At 69.0% G+C, this 25872-nt stretch carries 27 protein-coding genes; 16 read left to right on the forward strand and 11 right to left on the reverse strand.

Annotation, left to right across the window (positions count from 1 at the left end; all coding sequences use genetic code 11):
* The first annotated feature begins 68 nt into the window (after positions 1-68).
* From ACGFH6_RS00615 to ACGFH6_RS00640, 6 genes are all read left to right on the forward strand, one after another.
* Positions 69-1205: a glycoside hydrolase family 99-like domain-containing protein gene (locus ACGFH6_RS00615; RefSeq protein WP_393379259.1), complete on the forward strand. Its 1137-nt coding sequence runs from the start codon at positions 69-71 to the stop codon at positions 1203-1205.
* Positions 1206-1256: 51 nt separating this feature from the next.
* Positions 1257-2252 carry a LacI family DNA-binding transcriptional regulator gene (locus ACGFH6_RS00620; RefSeq protein ID WP_393379261.1) on the forward strand — a complete coding sequence of 332 codons (996 nt, stop codon included), beginning with the start codon at positions 1257-1259 and terminating at the stop codon, positions 2250-2252.
* Between the two features lie 64 nt (positions 2253-2316).
* The gene (locus tag ACGFH6_RS00625) at positions 2317-4299 is read left to right on the forward strand and encodes an ABC1 kinase family protein (protein WP_393379262.1); all 1983 of its coding nucleotides are present in this window, start codon (positions 2317-2319) and stop codon (positions 4297-4299) included.
* Positions 4300-4343: 44 nt separating this feature from the next.
* Positions 4344-5744, forward strand: a complete 1401-nt coding sequence (locus ACGFH6_RS00630) for an MFS transporter (protein ID WP_393379264.1) — start codon at positions 4344-4346, stop codon at positions 5742-5744.
* 84 nt (positions 5745-5828) lie between these two features.
* Positions 5829-6116, forward strand: coding sequence for a 4a-hydroxytetrahydrobiopterin dehydratase (locus ACGFH6_RS00635; protein WP_131359278.1), 288 nt, complete (start codon positions 5829-5831; stop codon positions 6114-6116).
* Positions 6117-6193: 77 nt separating this feature from the next.
* Positions 6194-7273 (forward strand): hypothetical protein, encoded by a 1080-nt coding sequence (locus tag ACGFH6_RS00640; protein WP_393379265.1) that lies wholly within the window; start codon positions 6194-6196, stop codon positions 7271-7273.
* Here the strand turns inward: ACGFH6_RS00640 and ACGFH6_RS00645 are convergent.
* Both ACGFH6_RS00645 and ACGFH6_RS00650 read right to left on the reverse strand, forming a co-directional pair.
* Complete coding sequence (locus ACGFH6_RS00645; protein ID WP_393379267.1) at positions 7246-7611, reverse strand: VOC family protein; 366 nt, start codon at positions 7609-7611, stop codon at positions 7246-7248. The genes ACGFH6_RS00640 and ACGFH6_RS00645 overlap by 28 nt on opposite strands.
* Before the next feature lie 34 nt (positions 7612-7645).
* Positions 7646-8479: a helix-turn-helix domain-containing protein gene (locus tag ACGFH6_RS00650; protein WP_393379269.1), complete on the reverse strand. Its 834-nt coding sequence runs from the start codon at positions 8477-8479 to the stop codon at positions 7646-7648.
* Positions 8480-8529: 50 nt separating this feature from the next.
* Between ACGFH6_RS00650 and ACGFH6_RS00655 the strand changes: the two genes are divergently transcribed.
* Complete coding sequence (locus tag ACGFH6_RS00655; RefSeq protein WP_393379271.1) at positions 8530-9354, forward strand: acyltransferase domain-containing protein; 825 nt, start codon at positions 8530-8532, stop codon at positions 9352-9354.
* Between the two features lie 6 nt (positions 9355-9360).
* Here the strand turns inward: ACGFH6_RS00655 and ACGFH6_RS00660 are convergent, their stop codons facing one another.
* The 4 genes from ACGFH6_RS00660 to ACGFH6_RS00675 form a co-directional block, all read right to left on the reverse strand.
* Positions 9361-10527 carry a hypothetical protein gene (locus ACGFH6_RS00660; RefSeq protein WP_393379272.1) on the reverse strand — a complete coding sequence of 389 codons (1167 nt, stop codon included), beginning with the start codon at positions 10525-10527 and terminating at the stop codon, positions 9361-9363.
* 75 nt (positions 10528-10602) lie between these two features.
* Positions 10603-11232: a DedA family protein gene (locus tag ACGFH6_RS00665; RefSeq protein ID WP_393379274.1), complete on the reverse strand. Its 630-nt coding sequence runs from the start codon at positions 11230-11232 to the stop codon at positions 10603-10605.
* 53 nt (positions 11233-11285) lie between these two features.
* On the reverse strand, positions 11286-12518 hold the full coding sequence (locus tag ACGFH6_RS00670) for a cytochrome P450 (RefSeq protein ID WP_393379275.1): 1233 nt from the start codon (positions 12516-12518) through the stop codon (positions 11286-11288).
* Positions 12519-12522: 4 nt separating this feature from the next.
* Entirely contained in the window at positions 12523-15222 is a 2700-nt protein-coding gene (locus ACGFH6_RS00675; protein ID WP_393379277.1) for an AAA family ATPase, read from the reverse strand.
* A 90-nt stretch (positions 15223-15312) separates the two neighbouring features.
* On the opposite strand from ACGFH6_RS00675, the gene ACGFH6_RS00680 reads away from it, so the two are divergent.
* From ACGFH6_RS00680 to ACGFH6_RS00690, 3 genes are read left to right on the forward strand one after another with little or no spacing between them, the layout of a single operon-like run.
* A complete protein-coding gene (locus tag ACGFH6_RS00680) occupies positions 15313-16377 on the forward strand; it encodes a methyltransferase domain-containing protein (RefSeq protein ID WP_393379279.1) in 1065 nt (354 codons plus the stop codon).
* Between the two features lie 45 nt (positions 16378-16422).
* The gene (locus ACGFH6_RS00685; protein WP_393379280.1) at positions 16423-16740 is read left to right on the forward strand and encodes an ArsR/SmtB family transcription factor; all 318 of its coding nucleotides are present in this window, start codon (positions 16423-16425) and stop codon (positions 16738-16740) included.
* Positions 16730-17161 (forward strand): SRPBCC domain-containing protein, encoded by a 432-nt coding sequence (locus ACGFH6_RS00690; protein ID WP_393379281.1) that lies wholly within the window; start codon positions 16730-16732, stop codon positions 17159-17161. The genes ACGFH6_RS00685 and ACGFH6_RS00690 overlap by 11 nt, the downstream gene beginning before the upstream one ends.
* A 58-nt stretch (positions 17162-17219) precedes the next feature.
* Here the strand turns inward: ACGFH6_RS00690 and ACGFH6_RS00695 are convergent, their stop codons facing one another.
* Positions 17220-17396, reverse strand: coding sequence for a DUF5302 domain-containing protein (locus ACGFH6_RS00695; RefSeq protein WP_360441567.1), 177 nt, complete (start codon positions 17394-17396; stop codon positions 17220-17222).
* A 114-nt stretch (positions 17397-17510) separates the two neighbouring features.
* Positions 17511-17696 carry a hypothetical protein gene (locus ACGFH6_RS00700; protein WP_393379283.1) on the reverse strand — a complete coding sequence of 62 codons (186 nt, stop codon included), beginning with the start codon at positions 17694-17696 and terminating at the stop codon, positions 17511-17513.
* Positions 17697-17789: 93 nt separating this feature from the next.
* On the opposite strand from ACGFH6_RS00700, the gene ACGFH6_RS00705 reads away from it, so the two are divergent.
* Genes ACGFH6_RS00705 through ACGFH6_RS00715 form a run of 3 tightly spaced genes read left to right on the forward strand, consistent with a single transcriptional unit; the run spans position 17790 to position 20080 of the window.
* On the forward strand, positions 17790-18446 hold the full coding sequence (locus ACGFH6_RS00705) for a LysE family translocator (protein ID WP_393379285.1): 657 nt from the start codon (positions 17790-17792) through the stop codon (positions 18444-18446).
* Positions 18446-19138: a hypothetical protein gene (locus ACGFH6_RS00710; RefSeq protein ID WP_393379287.1), complete on the forward strand. Its 693-nt coding sequence runs from the start codon at positions 18446-18448 to the stop codon at positions 19136-19138. Before ACGFH6_RS00705 ends, ACGFH6_RS00710 begins: the two co-directional genes overlap by 1 nt.
* A 54-nt stretch (positions 19139-19192) precedes the next feature.
* Positions 19193-20080, forward strand: a complete 888-nt coding sequence (locus ACGFH6_RS00715) for an aminoglycoside phosphotransferase family protein (RefSeq protein ID WP_393381136.1) — start codon at positions 19193-19195, stop codon at positions 20078-20080.
* On the opposite strand, the gene ACGFH6_RS00720 is transcribed toward ACGFH6_RS00715, so the two are convergent.
* From ACGFH6_RS00720 to ACGFH6_RS00730, 3 genes are all read right to left on the reverse strand, one after another.
* Positions 20067-20792, reverse strand: a complete 726-nt coding sequence (locus tag ACGFH6_RS00720) for a class I SAM-dependent methyltransferase (RefSeq protein ID WP_393379289.1) — start codon at positions 20790-20792, stop codon at positions 20067-20069. The genes ACGFH6_RS00715 and ACGFH6_RS00720 overlap by 14 nt on opposite strands.
* A gap of 201 nt (positions 20793-20993) precedes the next feature.
* Positions 20994-22070: a redox-regulated ATPase YchF gene (gene ychF / locus ACGFH6_RS00725; protein ID WP_360441579.1), complete on the reverse strand. Its 1077-nt coding sequence runs from the start codon at positions 22068-22070 to the stop codon at positions 20994-20996.
* 40 nt (positions 22071-22110) lie between these two features.
* Entirely contained in the window at positions 22111-22641 is a 531-nt protein-coding gene (locus ACGFH6_RS00730) for a GNAT family N-acetyltransferase (protein ID WP_393379290.1), read from the reverse strand.
* A 72-nt stretch (positions 22642-22713) separates the two neighbouring features.
* Here ACGFH6_RS00730 and ACGFH6_RS00735 point away from each other — a divergent pair, with 72 nt between their 5' ends.
* The 3 genes from ACGFH6_RS00735 to ACGFH6_RS00745 all read left to right on the forward strand — a co-directional run bounded on the left by ACGFH6_RS00735 (position 22714) and on the right by ACGFH6_RS00745 (position 25773).
* On the forward strand, positions 22714-23640 hold the full coding sequence (locus ACGFH6_RS00735; RefSeq protein ID WP_393379292.1) for a DUF817 domain-containing protein: 927 nt from the start codon (positions 22714-22716) through the stop codon (positions 23638-23640).
* A gap of 72 nt (positions 23641-23712) precedes the next feature.
* Positions 23713-24480, forward strand: a complete 768-nt coding sequence (locus tag ACGFH6_RS00740) for a polysaccharide deacetylase family protein (protein WP_393379294.1) — start codon at positions 23713-23715, stop codon at positions 24478-24480.
* A gap of 123 nt (positions 24481-24603) precedes the next feature.
* Complete coding sequence (locus tag ACGFH6_RS00745) at positions 24604-25773, forward strand: DNA recombination protein RmuC (protein ID WP_393379296.1); 1170 nt, start codon at positions 24604-24606, stop codon at positions 25771-25773.
* Positions 25774-25872 lie beyond the last annotated feature (99 nt).

Raw genomic sequence — 25872 nt, forward strand, 5'->3', positions numbered from 1 at the left:
TCTGGACAGCCTTCGAAGCCTCGATCTAGGCTCGATGTTGAAATATTTCAAGGACAGGAGCGTGATCGATGGAACGGCCGAAGGTCCTCGCCTACTACTTCCCCGGCTGGCACCGCGACCGGCGCAACGCCCGCTGGTTCGGCGCGGACTGGGACGAGTGGCAGCTGCTCCGCGCCGCGACACCGCGGTTCGAGGGCCACCGCCAGCCGCGGATCCCGCTCCAGGGGTACGCCGACGAGGCCACACCCGCGGCGGCCGAGGCGCAGATCGACCTCGCCACGCGGTACGGCGTCGACGGCTTCCTGGTCGACTACTACTGGTACGACGACGGGCCCTACCTGCAGGCGGCCCTGGACGAGGGGCTGCTGTCCGCGGCGAACAGCGACGACGTGCAGTTCGCACTGATGTGGGCCAACCACGAACTGCTCGACATCTTCCCGCACGCCGATCCCGCGCAGGGCACGCCGCGCAAGCTCAAGCAGGGCGCGATCGACCGGGCGGCGTTCGAGAAGCTCGGCCGGCACGTCATCGACAACTACTTCTCGCGGCCCAACTACCTGACCGTCGCAGGCAGGCCGTGGTTCTCGATCTACGAGCTCGGCAATCTGATCTGCGGCCTCGGCGGGGTGGAAGCGGCCGTCGACGCGTTGCGATGGTTCGACCAGGAGGCCAAGCGTGCCGGTCATCCGGGGGTGCACTTCGACGCCGTCGTCTGGGGGATCGCCGTCCTGCCGGAGGCCATCACCGTGGACGACCCGCAGCGGCTGATCCGCGAGCTGGGCTTCGCCTCCGCGACGTCGTACGTCTGGGTGCATCACGCCGACGCACGCGACTTCGACTTCCCCGTGGCCAACATCGGACCGATGCGGGAGGCGGCCTTCGCGGAGTACGAGAAGTTCGCCGCGGAGCTCGACGTGCCGTTCTACCCGAACGTGACCGTCGGGTGGGACGCGTCGCCGCGCACCGATCAGGCGGCGCCCTTCGATCGCGGCGGATATCCGTGGACGCCGGTGTGGGACTCGACTCCCGCGGACTTCCGGGACGGGCTGCTGGCGGCGAAGGACTTCCTGCAGCGGCATCGGCCGCCGGCACCGATCGTCACGGTCAACGCCTGGAACGAGTGGACCGAAGGGTCGGCGCTGCTGCCCGACACCCACCACCGCTACGCCTTCCTAGAGATGATCCTGGAGGTGTTCGGTCGTTAGGATGGGCTGTTTCCGGGCCGGCCGACGTTCGGGGTGGTAGTGGCGAGAAGCGTGACGATCAAGGACGTGGCGGCGCTCGCCGGCGTCTCGCTCGGAACCGTGTCGAACTATCTCAATGGCACCAGGACGGTCTCCCCGGACACCAGGACCCGGATCGAGCGGGCGATCGAGGTGACCCGGTACGTCCCGAACCGCGCGGTCCGCACACTGCGCGGCAACCGCACGCACACGGTCGGTCTACTGGTACCGGACGCGGGTAACCCGTTCTTCACCGAGATCGCCCGCGGCGTCGAGGATGCGGCCCGCGGCCGCGGCGACGTACTGGTCTACTGCGACACCGCCGGCGACCCGGAGCGGCAGTCGCTGTACATCCGCCGGCTGGCGGAGATGCGGGTCGGCGGCCTGGTCATCTCCGCCACCGCCTCGATGCCACCGGACCTCGGCGATCTCGAGGCGGTCGGGACACCGATCGTCGTGGTCGGCGGTGAGGAGATGGCGCTGAGTACGTCGCGGGTCACCTTCGACCACCACCTCGGCGGCAAGCTCGCGATGCGGCACGTACTGGACCTCGGGCACCGGCAGGTCCTGTACGCCGGTGGGCCGGGTGGTGAGCTCGTCGTACAGGCGCGCTACCAGGGCGCGCTCGCCGCCCTCGACGAACGCGGCCTGGACCATGCCCTGCTGCACCGCGTCGACGCAACCGGCCGGAGCGTACGCGAGCGCAGCGAGCTGGCCGACGAGATCATGGCGATGCGGCCGCGGCCGACGGCCGTCCTGTGCGGCAACGACCTGATCGCGATCGCGATCGTCAACACGCTGATCCGCCGGGGCTGGTCGGTCCCCGGCGACATCGCGATCGTCGGGTACGACGACATCAGCGACGCGCAACTGGCCGTCGTACCGCTGACGACCGTACGGCAACCGGCGTACGAGATCGGGACGTCGGCCGCCAAGCTGCTGTTCGAGCGCGCTGACGACCCGGCGACACCGCATCGCGAGATCAGCTTCGTACCGGAACTGGTGGTCCGGGAGTCGTCCAGGGACTGACGAGGGACCGGGTCCCTCGCGTGGGTGAGGTCCACCGAGCCCCTGAACACCTAGGGTTCCGCACATGGATGTCGTGGTCGCAGGGGTGTTCAGCCTCGCCATCTTCATGGTGATCTTCGTGCCGGTCGCGCAGCGGTTGCTCGGGGTGCGCTTCGGCCTGCTCCGGATGGCGCTGGGCGCCGCGCTCACACTGACGGTGTTCAGTCCGATCGCCAACGCCCTGGTCGGTCCGGGACCGTTCGAGGGCTCGAACGGCGTCGCGGTGGCGTTCCTGGCCCTGACCGCGGTGTGTTCGATGCTGGCCGGGCTGGTGTTCCTCGTCCTGTCCGAGGCGCTGGTGCCGACCGGTTCATTGCCGCGGCTCCGGGATCTGCGGCGGGATCTGACCGGCCGGATCGCCCGGACCCGGCGCTACCTGCAGATCCTCCGGATCGCGATCCGGCACGGCCTCGGGCCGTACCTGCGTGGCCGGCGCCGCCCCGGCCGGGAGAACGCCGCCGGCCAGGCGGAGCTGGCCCGATCGCTGCGGCTCGCCCTGGACGAGGCCGGCGTCACCTTCGTCAAGCTTGGTCAGGTGCTGTCCACCCGGAGCGATGTCATCCCGCCCTCGGTCGCCACCGAGCTGAGTCGCCTGCAGGACCAGGCCTCTCCCACCCCCTGGCCGCAGATCGAGCAGGTCATCACCGAAGAGCTCGGAGCCCCACCCCACCAGGTGTACGCCGACTTCGACACCGAACCACTCGCGGCCGCCTCGGTCGCCCAGGTCCACACCGCCCGGCTGCGCACGCCCGACGGTCCGCGGGTGGTCGTGAAGGTCCAGCGCCCCGGTATCGACTCGATCGTCGAGCGGGACCTCGACATCGTCCGCAGGCTCGCCCGGTTGCTCGAGCGGAACACCGACTGGGGCCGGTCGATGGGCGTCCGCGCCCTCGCCGACGGGTTCGCCGAGGCGATGCGCGAGGAGCTCGACTTCACCGTCGAGGCCGGCAACATGACCGCGGTCGCGGGCGGCCAATCAGTTGCCTCCACCAACGAACTGGTCGTGCCCGAGCTCTACCCGCAGCAGTCGACCCATCGGGTCCTGACCATGCAGCGGCTGGACGGCATCGGCCTGGGCGGCGCCGCGACGGCGATCGCCGAGCGCGGCCTGGATGCGGCCCGGCTGGGCCGGGTGCTGTTCGACTGCCTGCTCGGCCAGGTCGCGATCGACGGGGTCTTCCACGCCGACCCGCATCCGGGCAACTTCCTGCTCCTGACCGACGGCCGGATCGGCATGCTCGACCTCGGCTCGGTCGGCCGGCTGGATCCGGCCACCCGCGAGGCGCTGCAGCGGTTCCTGCTCGCGATCGACCACGGTGACGCGGTCGCCGCGACCGACGCACTGCTGGAGATCGTCTACCGCCCGGACGTGATCGACGAGCGCAGCCTGGAGCGCGCCGTCGGCCAGTTCATGACCCGCCACCTCGCTGCCGGGGTGTCGCTCGGGCCTGCCATGTTCAACGATCTGTTCGCGATCATCACCACGCACGACCTCGGTGTACCGCCGGAGGTGGCCGCGGTCTTCCGGGCGCTGGCGACGATCGAGGGCACCATCTCGCGGATCTCCCCGGGCTTCGACCTCGTTGCCGCGTCCCGCCAGTTCGCCGCCGCCCATGTCACCGATCGCCTTGCGCCAGAGGCGTTGCGTCGTACGGCGAGCGAGGAACTCGCCTCGTTGCTGCCGATGTTGCGCCGGTTGCCGCGGCGGATCGACCGGATCGCGGCGGCAGCGGAGAGCGGGCGGCTGGGGCTCAACGTACGGCTGTTCGCCGATGACCGGGACCGGCGGCACATCACCGGCCTGTTGCATCAGACCCTGCTCGTGATCCTCGGCGCCACCGCGGGCCTGATGGCGGTGCTGTTGCTGGGTACGCCGGGCGGACCGAAGGTGACCGCGTCGATGAGCCTGTTCCAGCTGTTCGGCTACAACCTGCTGGTGATCAGCGCGGTGCTCGTACTGCGCGTCCTGGTGCTGGTCTTCCGGCTCCCGGACGGCCGTCGTACCTGAAGCCGCTTGACCTCAAGTGCGCTTGAACCTTGAGCATTGCGGTCATGACTGCGACCGCCTCCACCGGCAGCGACCCCGTGACCCGTGAGCGCCTCTTCAGCGGCCGCCACCTACCGCTCGTGCTGGGAGTGATCGGACTCGTCACTCTCGGCGCGTTCGAGAACCGCGCGGTCGGTACGGCGTTGCCCACGATGGTCCGGGAGTTCGACGCACTCGGCAGCTTCGGGCTGGCGAACGCCGCACCGAACGCGAGCTACCTGATCTCGCTCGCGATCGCCGGGCTGTGGTCCGACCGGCGCGGCCCGATCCCGACACTGCGCACCGGCGCGATCGCCTTCACCCTTGCGCAGTTGCTCGTCGGCACCGCGACGGGGATGCCGATGGTCGTCGCCGGCCGGCTCCTCAGTGGCCTGGCCGAGGGACTGCTGGACGTCTCGCTGATGGTGCTGGTCGCCCGCGCGCTGCCCGCCGTACTGCGGCCGCGGATGTTCTCGTTGTTCGCGGCGATGTGGATCCTGCCGTCGGTTCTCGGTCCGGTGCTGACCGGTCTGGTGACCGAGCAGTTCGGGTGGCGATGGGTGTTCCTGGGTGCCGTCGTACTGCTGGTGCCGAGCTGGATGCTGCTCGGCCCCGCGATGCGCATGTCGCTGCGGACGCCCGCGCCGGAGCGCAGTGCCGAGGATGCGGCCGAGCTGGAGGCTTGGCGGGCCGCGCTCCCCTGGGCGCTCGCCGCGTCGGTCGCGCTGTTCTCGATGACGCTGGCCGGTGACCACTTGGAGGCGCACCCGGTGATCTGCGGCATCGCGATCCCGGTGGCATTGGTGGTGCTCGGGCTGGCCGCCGTTCGGGTGATGCCGAAGGGGACGTTCGTCGTACGGCGCGGCTTCCCGGCGGTGGTCGCGGTCCGCGCTCTCGGCGGGGCGGGGTTCACCGTAGTGAGCGCGTACCTGCCGCTGCTGCTCACGCTGCTCCACGACTTCAGCCCGTCGAAGGCCGGCGTGACGCTGTCGATCACCGGGGTGAGCTGGGCGTTCGGGTCGTGGCTGCAGGGTCGGGAGCATGGCATCCAGCGGGTGAACGTACTGCGGGCCGGGCTCGCGTTCATGACGGTCGGACTGGGGATCACGTCCCTGCTGGTCTGGACCGACGCGACCCCCTGGATCGGCCTGATCGGCTGGACAGCAGCCGGGGTCGGGATGGGCCTGAGCACGTCGAGTCTGTCGGTGCTCACGCTGGACCTGTCGGATCAGAACAACTCGGGTCGCAACAGCAGCGCCGCCCAGATGGCGAGCACGATGAGCATCGCGGCCGGCCTGGCAGTCAGCGGCACCCTCCTCGCACTGAACTCCGCTGACCCGCAACCCTGGGTCTTCGGCGCCATCATCACCGCCGGCGCGCTCCTCGCCCTCCTCGCCTTCTGCACCGCCACCCGTGTCCGCACCTAGTACGCGCTCTCCGGGCGGATGGACTCACAGCGGCGAAGGGGATCGAGGCGCCGCGCCGTGTGCTGATGGGTCTAGAGTGACGGCATGGCTGAGCTGCTGACCGACGACCAGATCGATCTCGCGATCCGCGACCACCTGCCGCAGTGGAAGGTCGTGGACAACGAGCTGGTCCGCAGCGTGACGAAGGAAGCGTTCCTGGACGGCATCCGGCTGGTCGCGACGGTCGCGCAGCTGGCCGAGTCGATGAACCACCACCCGGACATCGACATCCGCTACACCACGGTCACCTTTCGGGTCAGCAGCCACGAGGCCGGCGGCATCACCGAGGACGACCTGGTGCTGGCCCGGCACATCGACACCGCGGCGGGCTGACCGCTTTACGTCATGGCGGTTCTCGGTCAGGCGGGACCCCTGGCTCAGCACCGCGGCAGGCACTTACACATGAGGGCATGACCTCACGCCGCCTCGCCCTCGGAACCGCCGCCCTCCTCCTGACCTCCCTCGGATCGGCCCTGCCCGCCGACGCCTCCTTCACCACGCCGGGGTGGTCCTGGAACCGCCCACACTGCGACACCGTGTACGGCGACGGATCGGTGACGATCACCGAGTCCGACGGCAAGGTGCTCGCGCCGACGACGGGCAAACTGCGCCCGGTCACGTACGCGAAGGTCGCCGCGCTGCAGGAACCGAACACCCTGATCACCATCGGCCAGCACCTCATCCAGCGGTCCAGCGACGCTGGTTGCAGCTGGCAACTACTCGACAAGACGCCCGGCGACCTCAGTACGTACGACGTCCAGCCGGGCCCGGGCGACACGGCGTACATCTACAGCGTGAACGACCAGCCGATCCACCGGGTGAAAGGCGGCGCGGTCACCACGGTCCAGGGACCGGTGAACGGCGACGGACTGGCCGCGTTGTCCTCCGAGCCCGGCCGACTGCGCGTCGTCGCGGGCGACGGCCAGCTCTACGACTCGTACGACGACGGCGTCACCTGGGCGTGGACCGGCGTACTGCCGGCGCGGAATCTCTTCGCGTACGACGCGGTGATCGATCCGCGGAACCCCGACCACGTCGTCGTCGGCGTGATGTCGGACGGCGTCTACGTCACGTTCGACGGCGGCCGCAGCTGGACCCGGTCGCGGCCGGTGGAGCGGGTGAACGCGTTCAGCCTGGCGATGTCGCCGGCCGACCCGTCGAAGGTCTGGGTCGAGGGGTACGACCGGGACCGTGCGACGCGGTTCATCTGGGAGTCGGCGGACGGCGGGCTGAAGTTCCGCGAGGTGCTGGACCAGAGTCGCGCGACGCCGATCAACGGCAACCGGATGTGGGGCAGCCCGGCCGACCCGGATCTGCTCTACTTCAGCTACGGCACGTCGTTCGCCGGCTTCGGCGCCGACCTGTACCGCTTCCGCCCGTCCACCGGCGAGCTGTCCAAACAGCACAACCGCAACGACGGCATCCCGTCGGTGGCCTTCAACCCGTCCGACCCGAACATCCTCTATCTGGGGTTGGCGGAAGAACGCTGACGCAGGCCGACCAGAACTCCCTCGGTGTCGCGCAGGTAGCAGAGCCGGCCGACACCGGGCAGTTCCTGGATCTCGCCCTCCGGGCTGCCGCCCGCACCGCGGGCGGCGTCCAGCGTCGCCTCGAGGTCGTCGACCTCGATCCACGCGATCGTGGGCTGCTCCTGGTAGCGGCTGCTCATGATCGCGCCGTCGATCCCCTCCCCCGCGCCGGTCTGCGCGAGCAGATAGCCCTCGGGCACCGGCGCCGGCGTCACCTGCCAGCCGAACACCTTGGTGTAGAACTCGGCGGCCCGGTCGTGGTCGGTGGCGACGAGTTCGACGTGGACGATGCGTCCCATGGCGGATCCTTTCCGGTCGGTTCGGATCCGATCCTCACCCGCCGGGCCGCGCGCCGTCTTGGACGGATCTTCCATGCATGAGCGCGGCGATCCCGTTCTGCACCGCGCGGAACGCGCTCGCGCTGACCCCCGTGTACCGCTTGAAGTCGCGAGCCGCGTGCGCCTGGTCGTAGTACCCGTGCAGCGCCGAGAGCGTCGCGGCCGCGTCTCCTCCGATCAACCCGCCGGCGAAGTGGTAGTACCGGATGATCTCGGCGTACTGCTTCGGCCCGATCCCGAGGCTGCGCGTGAACACCCGATAGAGCGTGCTGTACGACGTTCCAGTGGCAGCGGCGACGTCCGCGACGGTCGTCCGGCCATGAGCCTCGTCGATCACGCCGACCGCCTGCTCGACCAGCGGCAGAGAAGGTACCTCGGTCAACCGGGGCCTCAGGAAAGCAGCTAGCCGGTCCGCGCGGGTCGGGCCGAACGGCTCTCCACGCAGCTCCTCGACCAGGGCAGCCGTCGTACTGTCGCCGACCCAGTCGGAGAACTGCAGTACGCCGTCCACCAGCCGGTCGTCACGGCCGAGCGCAGCCATCCCCCACGGCTTGAACTCCACCCCCGCATAGCTCGACGTACCGGTCTGGCCGATCACCTGTGGGCGGGTCATGATCCCGAACACCGACGCGGTGTTGGGCCACTCGGTGAGCGTCAGCGGGTCGTGCCGGGTCCCCGCTTCGGCGAGGGCGATCGCGAGGCCGGGACGGCCGTTCGGGATCAGGATGTCCTGCCGCAGCGAGGCCAGCGGCGGTGACTCGACCAGCCAGACATGCTCGAGCAGATCGCGCAGGTCCGCCGGCGGTGCGAACCGCTGATAGGTGACCACGGGTTAGATCGTAAGTCTCTGGCTCCATCGGAATCGGATACGGTTGCCGAGTGACAACAGTCGACGAGTACCGCCTGCTCGGATTCAGCGACGAGGACCGCGAGGCCACCGAAGCGTTCGTTCCGGACCGCGAGGCGGTCGACACACTGGCCCAGCAACTGCGCGCCGCGATCGGCAAGTTCGAGGACGAGCCGGAGCTGCAGATGCCCGAGGATCCGCGGAACACGGTCCAGGCGTTGCTCCAGACCGTGCCGGACATCCGGCGCTTCCATTCCGAGCTGGGGATCAGCGACGAGATCAGCTGGGCGACCCTCTCGGATCTCGGTCAGCAGCTCAAGGTCCATCGCCGGACCTTCGGCAGCTACGGCATGGAGACGCACTGGTGGCTGCGGATCCACTGGGCCGGGCAGATCTACGCGCTCGGGCGGCTGCAGTTCCAGCTGTACCAGGTCCCGGCGGACAACCCGGTCCCGGGCACCGAGCCCGGTGAGTGGGTGCTCAACGTGCACATCCCGGAGTGGGGTCCGCTGACACCGGAGGCGGTCGACGACAGCTTCGCGCAGGCGCGTGAGTTCTTCCCGCGGTACTTCCCGCAGTACCCGGTGAAGACCGCGATCCTGTGGTCGTGGCTGATCGATCCGTACCTGCTGGACAACCTGGCCCCGGACTCGAACATGGTCCGGTTCGGCCGCCGGTTCACGCCGTACGGCAAGCCGACCGACGCCCAGGACAGCGCGATCTTCTTCACCTTCCGCCACCATGGCACCGACACGCTGGACGAGCTGCCGCAGGACACCTCGCTGCAGCGGCTGGTGGTCAGCCGGATCAAGGCCGGTGGCACCTGGCAGAGCGCGTTCGGCTACCTCCGTCTCTGAGCCGTCTCAGGACGATTTCGGTACGCCGTACCTCGTCAGCCAGCCGACCAGCTCGCGGTTGCTGACGCAGCGGACGTCGGGCTGCATGCAGGTCTCCTGGACGAAGGTGGTCAGCGCATCGGAGTAGACGCTGTTGTTCCACCGGTTGAAGTGGTTGCCGAGGAACAGCGGCGGATTGCCGTTCGCCCGTGACTGCGCCAGAGCCTGGCGGTAGGTGGCGAGCACCTGTGCCCGGTAGGCGGGCGCCTGGGCGACCGGCGCCTTCTTCGCACCGGTCTGGCTGAACCAGAGGTTGTAGTCCATTGTCAGCGTCTTCTTGCTGGTCCCGGCCAGCGTGACCGACTCCAGCGGGAAGTCCCAGACGCCGTTCACCCTCTTCGGCCAGGCGATGTACCCGGGCGCGGAGGCGTCGTACAGCATGCCGCGCTGCGCCATCGCGAGCCGGTACGCCGGCCGGTTGCCCTCGAGACACGGTGTCCGCATCCCCTTGACCGTGGCCGGGTCGAACGGCGGTACGAGGGGCTTCCCGGCGGCCAGCGACGGTCCGGTCCGCACCATCCGGTCGAACGCGTTCAGCTCGGCGGTCCACTGCGCCGTCGTCCAGCGACCGACCCCGGTCGCCCCACAGAAGTGACCGTTCCCGTGCGTCCCGATCTCGTGCCCCTCCGCGATCGCCTGCCGCAGCACCGTCGTCCGGCCGAGCACACTGGCCGTATCACCCCAGCCGATGTCGGAAGCGCCGGGCTTGCGGTACGGCGGCTTGTAGTCGGTGCGATGTGATCCCGGGTAGAGGTACGGGCCGGACAGGAAGAACGTCATCCGGGCGTTGACCTGCTTGGCCACCGCCCGCCAGTGCGACCAGAGCGCGAGATCGCCGGCGCCGTCGAACGAGACCACCACGAACAGCGGCGGCTTGCCGTCACGGAGCCGGGCCGGGAACAACCTGGTCACCGGGGCCGCGTCCGCGAGATTGCGCCCGGCCGTCTTCGTGGGCGTCGGCGTGGGCTTCGCAGTTGGCTTCGGGGTGGCCGACGGTGTCTTCGTCGGCGCGGTGGGTCTCTGGGTGGGATCGCTCGGCGACGGCGCGCCCTCGAGTGGGACATCCGCACATCCGGCCAGCAACGCCGCCATGACCGCTGCGGCGCCGAGGAGGTTCGCCCCAGGCCTCACCACCCCCCTACTGACGCACGCCCGGGCGGGAACGTTGGCCCGGGACACGCACTCGCGCGGAAACCCGGGGGACGATCGTTAGCCGGCTGTGACCTTGGCTGCGCGGCGCTTGACCGCGATCCGGCGCGAAGTCTCGATCACCAGGCCGATCACGAAGGCCAGGCTGAGGCTGAACGCGAGCGCCTTCAGCGAGTCGTGCGCGAAGGCGTCGCCACCGAGGTAGCCGAGCAGAGCGACGTACGTGTAGGCGACCGTCACGCCGGCGATGGTGAAGATGATGAACTTGCGGAACGAGTACCTGGTCGCGCCCGCGGTGAGGGTCGCGACCATCCGCGCTCCGGGGATGTAGCGCACCGTCATCAGGATCAGCCCGCCGCGGGAGTGCAGCGCGGCCGAGACTTTGTCGTACAGCGCCTGTCTGCGGGCCTGGCGCTTCATCCAGCGGTGCAGCATCGGCCCGGAGCCGCGGCCCATGAAGTAGCAGGCGGACTCTCCGATCACCGATCCGAGCATCGCCAGCACGATCACGAGCAGCAGGTTCTGGTGCCCGGCCGCGGCGGCCATACCGGCCGTGACCACGAGGCCCTCGCTGGGAACCACCGGGAAAACCGCGTCGACCGCGGCGGCCACGAAAAGGATCAGCAGAAGCCAATGTGAGGCCATTGCAACGCCGAGCAGGTGCCGCACGACCTCCATCAACTCTGTCACCCGGGTAAGGATGCCATCTCTGACCAAACCCACCACAATCCCAAGCGTGTGATTCAGGCCCGGTTCACCGGATGTTCAGCGCCGGCGGCCGGGTGTGGTCGGAGCAGTACGGGCAGTTCGCGGATGCCGTTCATCAGCAGGCTGGCGGCGCGGTCCGGATCCTGTTCCGGTGCGGCCAGGCGCAGGTCCGGGAAGCGGTCGAACAGCATTCCCAGCGCGATCCGGCCCTCCAGCCGCGCCAGCGGTGCACCGAGGCAGTGGTGGATGCCGTGCCCGAACGCGAGATGGGCATTCTCCGGTCGGGTGATGTCCAACTCGTCCGGGCGGTCCGTCTTCCGGCCGTCGCGATTGGCGGGCAGCAGGGCGAACACGATCACCTCGCCCGCCTCGATCCGTGATCCGGCGATCTCGATCGGCGCCTGCGCGACGTACGGGATCGCGGCCTGCAGCGGGCCGTCGTACCGGAGGATCTCCTCGACGGCGGCCGGCAGACGCTCGGGCTCGGCCTTCAGCAGGGCGAGTTGGTCCGGGTGCCGCAGCAGCGCGTGCACACCGTTGGTGATCATGTTCACCGTCGTCTCGTGGCCTGCTGCCAGGAGCAGGAAGATCATCGAGGTGAGCTCGTCCTCGCTCAGCCGGTCGCCGCCGTCGCTGGCCTCGATCAGGGCCGACAGCAGGTCGTCGGCCGGTGCCTCGCGCTTCTCCTCGATCAGGCCGCGGATGAATCCGACCAGCGCCCCGGCCGCCTCGATGTACTCATCCGGTGTGTGCACTGTCGCGTTCACCGCGACCGACGACCAGCGGCGGAACTCCTCGCGGTCGCGCATCGGGATGCCGATCAGCTCGCAGATCACGGTGATCGGCAGCGGGTAGCTGTACGCGTCGACCAGGTCCACTCCGTCACCGGCCGCGGCCATCTCGTCGAGCAGGCCGGCCGCGATCTCGCGGATCCGTGGCTCCAGGCCCTCGATCCGCCGGCGGGTGAACGCCGCGGTGACGAGCTTGCGCAGCCGGGTGTGGTCAGGCGGGTTGACGACCAGCATGTGCTGCTCGGTCGCGTTCACCAGTTCGGCCGTGATCTGGTCGCGGTGCGGACCGTCCATCGGCGATCGCACGACGTCCGGATGCGCGAGCAGCGCCCGGGTCTCGGCGTACCCGGTGATCAGCCAGACGGGAACGCCGGTGAAGAGCATCAGATGCGTCAACGGGCCCTTGGCCGCCAGTTCGGCGAACCCTTGGTGGCGGGCGATCCCACTGCTCACGATGAACGGCTGCGTCACACGCATCAGCCTACGTTCGGAACGGACCGGACTTCAGCTGCTCCGCGAGCTCGGTGCGGGAATGGATGCCGAGCTTCGCGTAGACCTTGCGGAGGTGGTACTCGACGGTCTTGGGGCTGAGGAACAGCCTGGCCGCCGCCTCCCTGATGCTCTGCCCGTCGGCCAGTAGCAACGCGATCTGCCGCTCCTGCGGCGTCAACTCGTCCGCAGTGCTCGGCACTCTGCGTCGCGCGGTCTCCCCGGTCGCCTTCAGCTCCGTCGCGGCCTGGTCAGCCCATCCCGCCGCGCCCAGTGCGTCGAACGCCTCCACGGCGAGCCTGAGCTGCGCCCGCGCATCCACCCGCCGTCTCGCACGCCGCAGCCACGCGCCGTACGCCAGTCGCGTCCGAGCCGCCTCGAACACATCGAGGGTCTCCGCGTGCCAAGCGAGCGCTTGCCTGAAGTCCTGCTCGTTCTCTCCGACCACACCGCGTGCCCTGGCCGCCCGCGCCAGCGACCACGGCTGTCCCTTCGCCTCCGCCAGGACGGTGTGCTCCTGCGCCACGCGCTCAGCGTCCTCAGTCCGGCCCAGCCGTCGATAGACCTCCGCCAGCTCCGGTGCCGGAGACAGGTCAGGATCCTTGAGACCGTTGGCAGCCAGTACGTCGACCAACCGCTCGTACTGCGGCAGCGCCAGAGCCGGAGCGCCACGGCCCAGCTCCAGGTCTCCCAGCGCGAACAGCGACCACAGCGTGCCGAGGTGGATCTCCCGCTCCGCACAGATCCGCAAGCACTCGATGGCGAGGTCCTGACCCTCGGCACGACCTTGGTGCGACGACAACCAGGCCAGTCCGGCCAGATTCATCGCCAGCTCCGTCATCTGTCCGGTCTCGCGGGACAGCCGGATCCCCTCGTCGTACGCCGCCATCGCGTCGGTCCAACGGTCGGTCGTCGCATCGTCACGGGCCAGCACGAACAGCAGACCGGGGAGCGTGCCGAGAGCGACCTGCTCCCGCCGTTCCAGCATGGCCTGCTGCAGCAGCCCCCGACCGGTGCCACTCTCTCGGAGGAACAGCGCGGCGAGGACCATCCACACCTGCCGCCGTCGATCCCGATCCAGCTCGACCGACGGCGCCATCGCGACCGCGGCCCGGATCTGGCTCGTTCCTCCTTGCCCAGCGAGGACCTTGGCGACGCCACTGGCGAGCATGCCCATGATGCGTGGACCGGGCCGCTCGACGCTGGGGAGCAAGCGGTCGATGTGGTGCGCCAGCTCCAGGCCTGCCGCCGCGTCGCACATCCGGAGGCAGGCACCGACCGCGTCGGCGAGCAGTCCGATCGCCACAGCCGGGTCCTCACACTCGGCCGCCGCGGCGGCGAGGATGTCGCGGGCCCGGCTCGGGGATCCACACTTGACCGCGATGTCGCCGCGAACCTCCTGCGCCCCTATCCGGACCTGCAATGGTGGCTGGAGTGCCAACGCGTCGTCGAGCAAGGAGTCTGCCCGGTCTGCCAGTCCGGCCGACCAGGCCGCCTCTCCCGCCGCGACGAGTCTGACTGCCCGGTCATGCAGTCCCTCGGACAGGCGTGCTGCGCGCTCGTAGGCCGTGGCCGCGACGGCATGCGCACCACGACCGGCGGCATGTTCGGCCGCGGCATCCAACCCGGCTGCTACCTGGTCATCGGTGCCCAGCACAGCCTCGGACAGGTGCCAGGCCCGTTTGTCCGCGTCCCCCGTGACCCGAGCGACCGCCCGGTGCGCAGTACGACGCTCTGCCGGCCCCGCACTGGCGTAGATCGCCGAACGCACCAGCGGATGCCGGAACTGGACCTCGCCGTCGCGGATGGCGACCAGCGCAGCCGTCTCGGCCTCCTGCAATGCTGCGACGTCCACACCGAGCTCCTGGCAGGCTTTCGAGACCGCACCGAGTTCGCTGTCATCCAGTGCGGCCACCAGCAGCGCAGTACGTGCGTCCGAGCTGAGCCGGTTTGCCCTTGTGGTAAAGGCTTCTGCGATCAGCTCCGGCACCGGGAGAGGCGCACCCGGCGGCATGCGGTGGAGGTGGTCCTGGTCGGCGGCGAGCTCGAGCAGTGCCAGCGGGTTGCCCGCCACCGTGCTGTGCAGTTGCTCGACCAGCTCGCTCGGCAGGCCGCGCAAGATCGCCTGGGCGGCCTCGAGCGGAACGCCGGCAAGGTGGAGCATCGGAAGATCCGCCTCGGCGAGTGGATGCTGCTCCTGCGCGCGGGCGGCGATCAGCAGCACGATCGGATCGGCGACCAACCGCCGCGCCGCGAACAGCAGCGCCTCCGCGGACGGCCGGTCCAGCAGATGTGCGTCGTCGACGATCAGGGCCAGCGGCGCCTCTTCGGCGTACCGGCAGATCAGGCTGAGCGTTGCCGCTCCGACGGCGAACCGATCAGCTGTGGTGGCCGGCCCGAGTGCCAGCGCGGAGGCCAGCGCCGACCGCTGCGGGCCGGGGATGCGATCGATGCCGGCGAGTGCGGGCCGGAGCAATTGGAGCAGGGCGCCGAACGGGAGTTCGCGTTCGGCCTCGGTACCGCGAGCCCGCAGGATCCGCAGTCCCCGGGCCGTCGCGGCAGCTTCGTCCAGGAGGGTTGTCTTGCCGATGCCGGGTTCGCCGGTGACGAGCAGCACTCCGGCGGTGCCGACCCGCGCCCCCGCGACCAGTTGCTCGATCACCCGGCGCTCCGCCTCCCGCCCGATGAGCATGTTTGGCAGTGTGCACCAGGTGCCCCACCTGATGCGATGGCCGGGACGCGCTACCTAGGTTCGCCGTACAACCTAAGGGGGCACAAGCAAATGACTGTTGCAATCGACAGCGACAAGCTGATGGGGTTCGTCTTCCGGGCGGTGGACGAGGTGGGGGCGACGCTGAACGCGGCGCTGGTCGTGATGGGCGACCGGCTCGGCTACTACCAGGCACTCGCCGACCACGGTCCGACGACGCCGAGCGAGCTGGCCGAGCGGACCAGCACCAGCGAGCGATACGCGCGGGAGTGGCTCAACGCGCAGGCAGCCGGCGGCTTCGTCGAGTACGACCCGGACAGCGGCCGGTACACACTGCCGCCGGAGCAGGCCGTGGCGATGACGGACCCGGAGAGTCCGGCGTACCTGCCGGGCTTCTTCCAGATCGCGCTGGGCACGGTGCAGCACACCACGGAGATGATCGAGGCGGCTCGCAGCGGCGCGGGTATCGGCTGGCACGAGCGCACCTCGGACGTCCATGTCGGCTGCGAGCGGTTCTTCCGGCCGTCGTACAACGCGAACCTGCTGACCAGTTGGCTGCCCGCGCTGGACGGCGTGGTGGCGAAGCTGGAGCGCGGGGCGACGGTGGCCGACATCGGCTGCGGGCACGGCGCGTCCACGATCCTGATGGCGAACGCGTTCCCGCACTCGACGTTCGTCGGTTCGGACTACCACCAGGAGTCGATCGAGACCGCCCGGCTACGCGCGGCCGAGGCCGGCCTCGGCGAGCGGGTGTCCTTCGAGGTGGCTCCCGCCGCCGGATTCAGCGGGTCCGGCTACGACCTCGTCACGACCTTCGACGCGTTGCACGACATGGGCGACCCGGTCGGTGCGGCCCGTCATGTGCGGGAGGCGCTGGCACCCGACGGCACCTGGATGTTGGTGGAGCCAATGGCCGGCGACAAGGTCGAGGACAACCTGAACCCGGTCGGACGTGCGTACTACGGCTTCTCCACGCTGCTATGTACGCCGGCGTCCCTCTCGCAACCGGTCGGACTGGCCCTCGGTACCCAGGCCGGCCCGGCCCGGATCCAGGACGTCACCACCGCGGCCGGGTTCACCAGGTTCCGCACGGTCGCGCAGACGCCGTTCAACCTGGTCTTCGAGGTTCGGCCCTGACCGCTCGCCCTTGACAAACAGTTCACCAGTTGGTGAAGTATCTGCGTGCTGACGACGACCTTCGGTGCGCTCGCGGACCCGACCCGGCTGGCGATCGTGAGCCGGCTGAGCCGGGGCGACGCGACCATGGGGGAGCTCGCGGAGCCGCACCGGATCACCTTGCCCGCGATGACCAAGCACGTCGGAGTGCTGGTCGACGCGGGCCTGGTGAGCCGGCGCAAGGTCGGCCGGACCGTGGTGTGCACGATCCGGCCGGAGGCGTTCACGGAGGTCGAGCAGTGGCTCGGCGACCTGACGGCGTACTGGCACAGCACGGTCGACCGACTGGAAGAACTGCTGCGAGGAGGCGGGGATGGGACCTGACATCCGGATCGACAGGGTGCTGCCGGCAACTATCGGGAGGGTGTACGACGCCTGGACCCGGGTGGAGCTGCTGACGCAGTGGTACTGCCCGAACCCTGACCTGGAGTTGAAGGTGCAGGCCGACGTACGGGTCGGGGGTGACTACGTGGTCGAGATGGGACCGCATGTCGTCCGCGGCACGTACCTCGAGGTCGAGCCGCCGCACCGGCTGGCGTTCAGCTGGAAGTGGGACGGCACCGAGGACGAGCCGACCCGGGTGGAGGTCGAGCTGACCGAGGTCGCCGACGGCACTCGGATGCTGCTCATCCACAGCGGCTTCGCCACCGACGAGGACGCGGCGAACCACCGGATGGGCTGGGAGCCCGAGATGGGCCGGCTGGCCACTCTCCTCGACTCCCGACCGGCCGCCACCAGCCGGTAAAAGGTCGAGCCCCGGGCGGCAACCCGGGGCTCAGGCGGATGGATGGACAGTTGGCGTATCAGCTGCCGGACTTGCGCCGGAATTGGCGCCTCTGCTTGTCGTTGTGCGCCTCGCCGACGCCCTCACGCCGCGTCCCGGACCCCGGGTGCGCGTTGTTGTGGGCGTTCTTCTTCTCGAGCGCCTCCCGGAACTTCTTCTGCAGATCGTCCGCCGGCTCGCTGGACTTGTCGCTCATACCGTCTCCTTCACAAACCGTCAGGCGTACACACCCCACGCTAACCAACTGTGACGACACCCGCGAGGGGATTACCGTCACAGCACTCCCGCCGGGCCTGTCGCCCGCGTCACGTCACCCTTCGCTCACCGCGGACGGGCAGCCAGGCTGACCGCAGTCCTCGGACTCGGAGACCTCACCGTTGAGGTCGTGTTCGTAGGCGTAGTGGAAGCAGTCCCAGTGCATCCGCTCGAACACCTCGTAGTCGTCGCGGCTGGACTCCACCTGCTCGCCGCAGCGCATGCACGTCTGGTCGCCCACCCGGGCAAGGTACCCCGCGGTCTCACTCTGAGGAAACCCCCGCGGACTGTCGTCGCTCGCTGTTAGCTTCTTGAGCGAGACGAGGAAAAGGGGATGCACGTGCTGGTCAGTAGTGAGGCGATGCTCGGGATCGCGTTGGTCGAGCTGGGCCTGGTCGTCACGCCAGGGCCGAACATGATCTATCTGGTCTCGCGATCGATCGCCCAGAGCCGCCGCGCCGGGCTGATCTCGCTGGCCGGCGTGGGCGTCGGCTTCGGGGTGTATTTGCTGGCGGCAAGCGTCGGCCTGGCCACCCTGTTCGCCCTGGTCCCGGAGATCTACGTGACCCTGAAGCTCGCGGGCGCGGCGTACCTGCTCTGGCTCGCCTGGAACGCGTTCCGCCCCGGCGGCAACTCCGTCTTCGCGACCCAGGAGTTGGAGCCCGACCGGCCGCGGAAGCTGTTCGGCATGGGTCTGCTCACCTGCCTGCTGAACCCGAAGATCGCGATCCTCTACATCTCCGTGCTGCCGCAGTTCCTCGACCCGGCGCGCGGCCATGTCGGCACCCAGAGCATGATCCTCGGCCTGATCCAGACCGCGGTCGGCGTCGGGGTGAACGCGATCTTCGTCGTCACCGCCAGTTCGGTCGCCGTCTTCCTCACCCGCCGCCCCACCTGGATGCGCATCCACCGCTACCTCACCGGCACCGCCCTCGCCGCCTTCGCCATCCGCCTGGCCACCGACAAAGCCCGCCCTCTCGCCACCCACTGATGACCTGGCTCGCTGCGGAGCTCGACCGACTGCTCACCAGCGGCTGGTCTGCGTGCCCGCCGATCGTCCGACTCGTTGCAGAACGCGGTCTGCCGGCGATCACCCGCGAGTACCTCCTGGACGAGTTCTCCACAGACGAATGGCGACGAGCCGAGCAGGCCACGACGGCCCTGACCGAGCACTTCCGCTCGGCGCGCTTCGCCGACGAGGTGCAGTACGGCGTACTGCTCGTGCCCGAGGTGGAGTCGCTGGACACCCGCCGACCGATGCCACCGGAGGTGCGTGCCGCCCCTGTCAGCGCACCTGATGTGCTCGATGAGCGTCTCCCCGCCGGGGTCGCGCTGCCTTCCGGGCGCGCGTGGCAACTCGTTGTGAGCGTGGTCGGGCTCTACGGGCCGTCGCTCGGCAGCTACAACGACGTGGTGGGCTCCGAGGACTTCGTCGTACTCGGGCAGGACACTCGGCAGTGGATGACGCGGCAGGTGTGGGGAGCGCGGGTCTTGCAGCGTGGCGCCGTACCGCCGGACTGTGAGCACAACGAACGGTGGACGTTCACCCTGTTTCCCGGCGAGGAGTTGGTCGACGGGCAGGCCGAGTCGGGCACGGTGCTGAAGGGGAAGGTCCGTTTCCGCCTCGGCAAACCCGATCGCGGCATCGGATCCGCCCGAGTCGCACCGGCCCTGCTGGTCTGACGGCTTATTGATGTGCGGCCCTTGGCGGACTCCCGGATACTGCTGGGCGTGTCAATGCATCCTGGACAACTCGACGTGACGACCGACCTCGTGGCGCGGCTGATCGAGTCGCAGCACCCGGAGTGGAGTGGCCTGCCGATCCGGGCGGTCCCTTCGCACGGCACGGTCAATGCGTTGTTCCGGATCGGCGACGGGCTGGTCGCGCGCTTCCCGATCCAGCCAGGCGACCCGGCGGCGACGCGCAAGGAACTCGACGACGAGGCCGATGCCGCCCGTCGCCTGCACGCCATCTCGCCGTACCCGACGCCGGAACCGGTCCTGATCGGCGAACCCGCCGAGGGCTACCCGCTGCCGTGGGCGATCTACACCTGGCTCAACGGCACGATCGCGTACGACGCCGACGTCGCCGGCTCGACCGCGTTCGGCGAGGATCTGGCGCGCTTCGTGCTCGCGCTGCGCGCCGTCCCGACCGACGGGCGTGAGTTCACTGGCACGTGGCGCGGCGGCGTACTGACCAGCCAGGACGAGTACGTCGCCGATGGGCTGCAGCGCTCTCGCGGGATGATCGACGTGGACGCGCTCGGCCGGCTGTGGGCCGATCTCCGCACCGCGGCCCGCACCGAACCCGATGTCTGGGCACACCGCGACCTGATGCCGGGCAACCTGCTGGCGATCGACGGGCGCCTGGCCGGCGTGATCGACGTCGGCACCTTCACCGTCGCCGATCCCGCCATCGACCTGCAGCCCGCCTGGAACCTGCTGGATGCGCCGGCCCGGGCCGCGTTCCGGGCTGCCCTCGGCAGTGATGACGACGAGTGGCGTCGCGGGATGGGCTGGTCGTTCGCCCAGGCCATCGGGTGTCTCTGGTACTACGTCGAGACCAACCCGGTCATGTCCCGCACCGCCCATCACACACTGACGGCCCTGCTCACTGCCTCGTAGTCACGAACACGAACTCCTTGCCCGGCCGATCCGGCGCCTCGCGGACCTCGTCGACGCTGAACCCGGCGGCCGTCAGCGACGCCTCGAGCTCGTCCCGCTCCCGGAACCACAAGGTCGAATCCGACGTGAGCACCGCACCGTCGGACTCGAACACATAGGTGCCCCGGAACGAGACGTACGGCAGCTCGACGGCAAGGAGATCGGTCCAGCTCTCCACCGTGTCCACGCCCTCGACCGTCACCACCTGGTGCGTGTGCTCCCGGGTCCACTCCTCCCAGGCCCGCCGCGCCGGATCCCGCGTCTCGAACACGAACCGCCCACCCGGCCGCAGAGCCTCGCGTACGCCGCCCAGCGTCGCCGCCCACTCCTCATCGGTCAAGAACACCTGCGCCACGTTCCCCGTCATCACCGCGAGGTCAACCTCCAGCGGCGGCAACGTCGTCGCGTCCCCATGGATCCACCGCACCCGATCGGCGAATTTCTTGCCCTTAGCAACTTCCAGCGAGGCCTCGGCCGGGTCGACCCCGACCACTTCAATCCCCTGCCCCGCCAGCAAGCAGGTCAGTTCCCCGGTCCCACAGCCCACATCCAGCACCCGCCGTACCCCGAACTCGCCCACCATCGCGGCGTAATGCCCGAGATCCTCCCGGCCCGCATCCAGCGCGTCATACACAGCCACCAACCGAGGCACCCCGAACAAAGCATCAACCATCCCGCGACGCTAACCCGCCCCGCGCCTCCCCCGCGACCACATTTCCGCGGTCAGTCCTGCGCGGTACCAATCATGAAGCTGTAACCCGCGACCCTCACCACGAACGACCACGTCCCCCACGCCCGCCCCGCAGGGGCTGATTACACGTTGAAGCGGAATTCGACTACGTCGCCGTCCCACCCCACTCCCCCGAAGGGGCTGTTATACGTTGAAGCGGAATTCGACTACGTCGCCGTCTTGCATGGTGTAGTCCTTGCCTTCCATGCGGACCTTGCCGGCGGCTCGGGCCGCGGTCATGGTGCCAGCTTCCATCAGGTCGTCGTAGGAGACGATCTCGGCCTTGATGAAGCCGCGCTGGAAGTCGGTGTGGATGACGCCGGCCGCCTCCGGGGCGGTGGCGCCGCGCTTGATGGTCCAGGCGCGGGCTTCCTTCGGACCGGCAGTGAGGTACGTCTGCAGGCCGAGGGTGTCGAACCCGACCCGGGCCAGCACGTCCAGACCCGGTTCGTCGATGCCCATCTCCGCGAGCATCTCCCGCGCCTCGTCCTCGTCGCCGAGCTCGACCAGCTCCGCCTCGAACTTCGCGTCCAGGAAGATCGCCTCCGCCGGCGCCACCAGATCACGCATCTGCTGCTTCAGCGCCTCGTCGGCCAACTCGTCCGCGTCGCAGTTGAAGACGAACAGGTACGGCTTGGCTGTCATCAGCATCAGTTCGCGGATCGCGTCGCGATCCACGTCGGAGGCGATGATCGGCGTACCCGCCTCGAGGTGCTTCTGGGCGGCCCGGACCGCCTCGAGCACGATCGCGCTCTCCTTCTTCAGCCGGGCTTCCTTCTCCAGCCGCGGGATCGCCTTCTCGACGGTCTGCAGGTCGGCCAGGATCAGCTCGGTCTGGATGGTGGAGATGTCGTCGGCAGGCGAGACCTTGCCGTCGACGTGGGTGACGTCGTCGTCGCGGAACACCCGGGTGACCTGGCAGATCGCGTCCGACTCGCGGATGTGGCTGAGGAACTTGTTGCCCAGCCCCTCACCCTCCGACGCGCCGCGGACGATGCCGGCGATGTCGACGAACTGCACGGTGGCGGGGATCACCTTGGCGGAGTTGTACAGCTCGGCCAGCTTGCCGAGCCGCGCGTCCGGTACGCCGACCACGCCCACGTTCGGCTCGATGGTCGCGAACGGGTAGTTCGCGGCGAGCACGTTGTTCTTGGTCAGCGCGTTGAACAGGGTGGACTTGCCCGCATTGGGGAGCCCGACGATTCCGATGGTGAGTGCCACGGGCGTCAAGGGTACGCGGGGAACCCCGTCGTACCCCAATTCAGATCAGGAACGCCTCGAGCTCAGCGGCGTACCAGCGGCTGGTACGGCCGATCGAACGCATGCCAAGGCGGCGGCACACTGCCAGCGACGCCGTGTTGTCCGGGCGAACGACCGCGTGGATCTGATCGAGCCCCGCCTTGAAGCCTCGCGCGATCGCACCGCCCGCCGACTCCGTCGCGAGACCGCGCCCCCACGCGTCCGGATGGAAGTGCCAGCCGACCTCGACTTCCCCCTTGCTCGCGGTGCCGTCGGACGGATCGGGCAGCGGCACGAGTAGGACAGTCCCCGCGACCGTGCCGGTCGACCGCTCCTCCACCGCCCAGACGCCGTACACCGGATCCTGGTTGCGCTCGTTCCAGCGCTTGATCACCCGGGCGGCCGAGTCGCGGTCGGTCATCACCCGTGGATCGGCGCCGAGCCAGCGCGACACTTCCCAGCGCCGGTAGATGTCGAACACCCTGTCCTCGTCCGTGTCCGCCCAGTCACGCACCACGAGCCGGTCCGTCTCGTAGACCACCTTCGGATCCATCGCGGCACCTCCCCTCCTTTCCGATTCATGTAGCCGTCCGAACCAGCCGGGGGCAAGCCGCGTCTCCACTCTGTGACCAGTTGGAGAGATCGCCAGGGCCATCGATCACGCTTCGTGTCCGGATGCCTGCAATTCCTGCACTTCGGGTGGCTCGAGGTCGTCTCCTGCCTGTTCCCGATCTGCCTGTTCGCCGGCCTGGGCGTCTCGAAGTACGTCGACCTCCCGATCGACCGGTACGACGCCCTGCTCGCGTACTGCCTCGGTCTCACCTTCCTGTTCTGGGTGGTCGGGCTGGAGACGTGGCGCGAGGTCGCGGTGATCTTCGCGTTCCACCTCGTGGGGCTCGGTCTCGAACTGTTCAAGGTGCAGGTCGGGTCGTGGCAGTACCCGGGCGACGCGGTCACGAAGTTCGCCGGAGTACCGCTGTTCGCCGGGTTCATGTACGCCGCCGTCGGCAGCTACATCTGTCAGGCGTGGCGCCGGTTCGACCTGCGCGTCAGCAGCTACCGCCCCGTGCCCACCACTGTCCTCGCAGTACTGATCTATGCGAACTTCTTCACCCATCACTGGATCGTCGATCTCCGGATCCCGATCGCGCTCGCCCTCATCGTGGTCCTGCGTCGTACCTGGGTCTTCTTCACGGTCGGCTCACGTCGCTATCGCATGCCGCTGGCGGTGTCGTTCGGCCTGATCGGCTTCTTCCTCTGGATCGCGGAGAACTTCGGCACCTTCCTGGACGCATGGAACTACCCCGACCAGGTCGACGTGTGGCGCCTCGTCCACCCGGCCAAGTTCGGTGCGTGGGCTCTGCTCGTCAGCATGAGCTTCGTTCTCGTCGCGAGCGTCAAGTCGCTCGAAGGCCGCCTCTATCACCGTGGCACTCCGGCCACCGTCTCGACGCCGGAGGCAACGAACGTCGAACCGGCCGACCTCACGGAGAACATCACGGCGGCTGAGATCGCACCGCAACATGGGGATGCCAACCAGAGCTCACGGTAGGGCGTCTTCCCCGGTGTGAGGCTCCTTCGGGGGAGCAACTGGGGAAATCCGCCTGATCTGTGAGGGAGCATCATGTCCCGGAAGTTCGCCGCTTTCGTCGCGACCGGTGTGGCGTTGGCTGTCGTGGTCGGATCGTTGCTGGCCTTGGCGCTCGGTCATTCGCGAGCGCCCAAGCCCGCTGTCGCGACCACACAGACCTCGGCCACACCGACCGTGACGCCGACACAGACACCGATCGTCAACGCTCCGCCGACCACGCGCCACACGCCGGCCCCGGACCCGACCGCAGCGCTTGCCACAGGCAACAAGAAGGTCCTGTTCCTGAGCTTCGACGACGGGCCGGACCCGCTCTGGACGCCGCGGATCCTGCAGATCCTGGCCAAGCACGGCGCGCACGCAACCTTCTTCGAGCTCGGCTCCATGCAGGCCGCGCACCCAGGTCTGCGTGAGCAGGTGCTTGCCGCAGGCAACACCATCGGCAGCCACTCGATCACTCATCCGCAACTCACCGCTCTTCCCGCCGCCAAGCGCCGGCACGAGATCTTCGACGGACCGAAGTCCACCTGCTACCGCCCGCCGTTCGGTGCGTCGAACCCGAAGGTCCGCGCGGACATCAAGGCGGCCGGCATGATCCAGGTGCTGTGGGACGTCGACCCCCGCGACTGGGCCCGCCCGGGCACGAACACGATCGTCCACAACATCCTCAACCACGCCCACCGCCGCAACATCATCCTCCTCCACGACGGCGGCGGCGACCGCTCCCAAACAGTCGCCGCCCTCGACAAAGTCCTCCCGATCCTCAAATCCCAGGGCTACACCTTCCCCGCCATGAACTGCTGACCCTCAGCCTGCCGACCCACCAGCGCCCGCACACGGCCCCGAGTCGGCACTCTTCCGGCATTTTCCCGGCACTCGGCCGCGCGTTGGCGGAAAGTGTCGGTGGGGTTGGGCACTATCGGTGACATGACGGGTACGACGGTGTTGCTGGTGTTGCTGTTCCTGGCGGTCGGGTTGCTGCTGGGGGCTGTGTTCGGCGTGCTCTGGGTGCGGGGGCGGGATGGGGCCCAGCTTGCGCGGGTGACGGCTGAGCGGGACGCGGCGGAGGATCGGGTTGTCGAGCTGACGCAGGAGCGGACCACGGTCGGACAGCAGATGGGTGGCCAGGCTGTGGTGAAGGAGGCTCTGGATCGCCTGCACGTGCAGCTGAATCAGCTCGAGCAAGGCCGGGCCGCGTGGCAGAGCCAGCTGCATCAACAGGTCAACGAAGTGCGGATGAGTGGTGAAGCGTTGCGGCGCGAGACAGCCTCGTTGTCGACCGCCTTGCGCAAGCCGCAGGTGCGTGGCCGCTGGGGTGAGCTGCATCTGCGCCGGACCGTCGAGCTGGCCGGCATGGTGGCGCACTGCGACTTCACCGAACAGGCCACGACGGTCGGCGAGGACGGCGTACTGCGGCCCGACCTCGTCGTACGGCTTGCCGAGGGCAAGAATCTGGTCGTCGACTCGAAGGTGCCGCTGGCCGCGTTCCTGGAGGCGGCCGAGTCGGACGACGCCGAGTTCCGTGAGGAACGGTTGCGCGCACATGCCCGGCACCTGCGGACGCATGTCGATCAACTGGCGGCGAAGGCGTACTGGACGCGGCTGTCGCCGTCACCGGAGTTCGTCATCCTCTTCGTGCCTGGGGAGTCGTTCCTGTCCGCGGCGCTAGACGTCGAGCCATCCTTGCTCGAGTACGCCGCTGAGCGCCGGGTGATCCTGGCGACGCCGACAACGCTGATCGCGACGTTGCGGGCTGCGGCGTACGCCTGGAATCAGTCGGCGCTGACCGAGTCGGCGCAACAGGTCTTCGAGCTCGGGCGCGAGCTGTACGAGCGCCTCAGCACGATGGGCGAGCACTTCGGACGGGTCGGGCGGTCCCTCACCTCCGCAGTCGAGGCCTACAACGGGACCGTCGGGTCGTTCGAACGCCGGGTCTTCATCACCGCCCGCAAACTCCGCGACCTCCACGTCACCGAAGCCGAGCTCACGGCGATGGAGTCCATCGAAGCCTCGGTCCGGCCGCTGACGGCCCCAGAGTTCCTCGCCCTGGAGGATCGCGACTCCACCCGCCGCTGGCCCCCCACCCAGGCCGGCTGACCCCACCGCAATCCAGGCCGGATCGCGGTGGGCACAGTCACCGGGTCACCGGGTTGCGCCTCCCCGAGGCCGATCGGCGGCGGGCGCAATCACCGCCCT

The sequence above is a fragment of the Kribbella sp. NPDC049227 genome (assembly GCF_043197265.1).
Taxonomy (GTDB): domain Bacteria; phylum Actinomycetota; class Actinomycetes; order Propionibacteriales; family Kribbellaceae; genus Kribbella.

Bases quoted from the DNA above. Each gene is read 5' to 3' on its own strand.
- ACGFH6_RS00640 (WP_393379265.1), top strand. From the start codon at position 6,194: ATGACCTCACGCCGCCTCGCCCTCGGAACCGCCGCCCTCCTCCTGACC.
- ACGFH6_RS00635 (WP_131359278.1), top strand. From the start codon at position 5,829: ATGGCTGAGCTGCTGACCGACGACCAGATCGATCTCGCGATCCGCGAC.
- ACGFH6_RS00740 (WP_393379294.1), top strand. From the start codon at position 23,713: ATGTCCCGGAAGTTCGCCGCTTTCGTCGCGACCGGTGTGGCGTTGGCT.
- ACGFH6_RS00720 (WP_393379289.1), bottom strand. From the start codon at position 20,792: ATGGTTGATGCTTTGTTCGGGGTGCCTCGGTTGGTGGCTGTGTATGAC.
- ACGFH6_RS00715 (WP_393381136.1), top strand. From the start codon at position 19,193: ATGCATCCTGGACAACTCGACGTGACGACCGACCTCGTGGCGCGGCTG.
- ACGFH6_RS00625 (WP_393379262.1), top strand. From the start codon at position 2,317: ATGGATGTCGTGGTCGCAGGGGTGTTCAGCCTCGCCATCTTCATGGTG.
- ACGFH6_RS00675 (WP_393379277.1), bottom strand. From the start codon at position 15,222: ATGCTCATCGGGCGGGAGGCGGAGCGCCGGGTGATCGAGCAACTGGTC.
- ACGFH6_RS00670 (WP_393379275.1), bottom strand. From the start codon at position 12,518: ATGCGTGTGACGCAGCCGTTCATCGTGAGCAGTGGGATCGCCCGCCAC.
- ACGFH6_RS00745 (WP_393379296.1), top strand. From the start codon at position 24,604: ATGACGGGTACGACGGTGTTGCTGGTGTTGCTGTTCCTGGCGGTCGGG.
- ACGFH6_RS00730 (WP_393379290.1), bottom strand. From the start codon at position 22,641: ATGGATCCGAAGGTGGTCTACGAGACGGACCGGCTCGTGGTGCGTGAC.
- ACGFH6_RS00695 (WP_360441567.1), bottom strand. From the start codon at position 17,396: ATGAGCGACAAGTCCAGCGAGCCGGCGGACGATCTGCAGAAGAAGTTC.
- ACGFH6_RS00645 (WP_393379267.1), bottom strand. From the start codon at position 7,611: ATGGGACGCATCGTCCACGTCGAACTCGTCGCCACCGACCACGACCGG.
- ACGFH6_RS00705 (WP_393379285.1), top strand. From the start codon at position 17,790: ATGCACGTGCTGGTCAGTAGTGAGGCGATGCTCGGGATCGCGTTGGTC.
- ACGFH6_RS00630 (WP_393379264.1), top strand. From the start codon at position 4,344: ATGACTGCGACCGCCTCCACCGGCAGCGACCCCGTGACCCGTGAGCGC.
- ACGFH6_RS00710 (WP_393379287.1), top strand. From the start codon at position 18,446: ATGACCTGGCTCGCTGCGGAGCTCGACCGACTGCTCACCAGCGGCTGG.
- ACGFH6_RS00680 (WP_393379279.1), top strand. From the start codon at position 15,313: ATGACTGTTGCAATCGACAGCGACAAGCTGATGGGGTTCGTCTTCCGG.
- ACGFH6_RS00615 (WP_393379259.1), top strand. From the start codon at position 69: ATGGAACGGCCGAAGGTCCTCGCCTACTACTTCCCCGGCTGGCACCGC.
- ACGFH6_RS00690 (WP_393379281.1), top strand. From the start codon at position 16,730: ATGGGACCTGACATCCGGATCGACAGGGTGCTGCCGGCAACTATCGGG.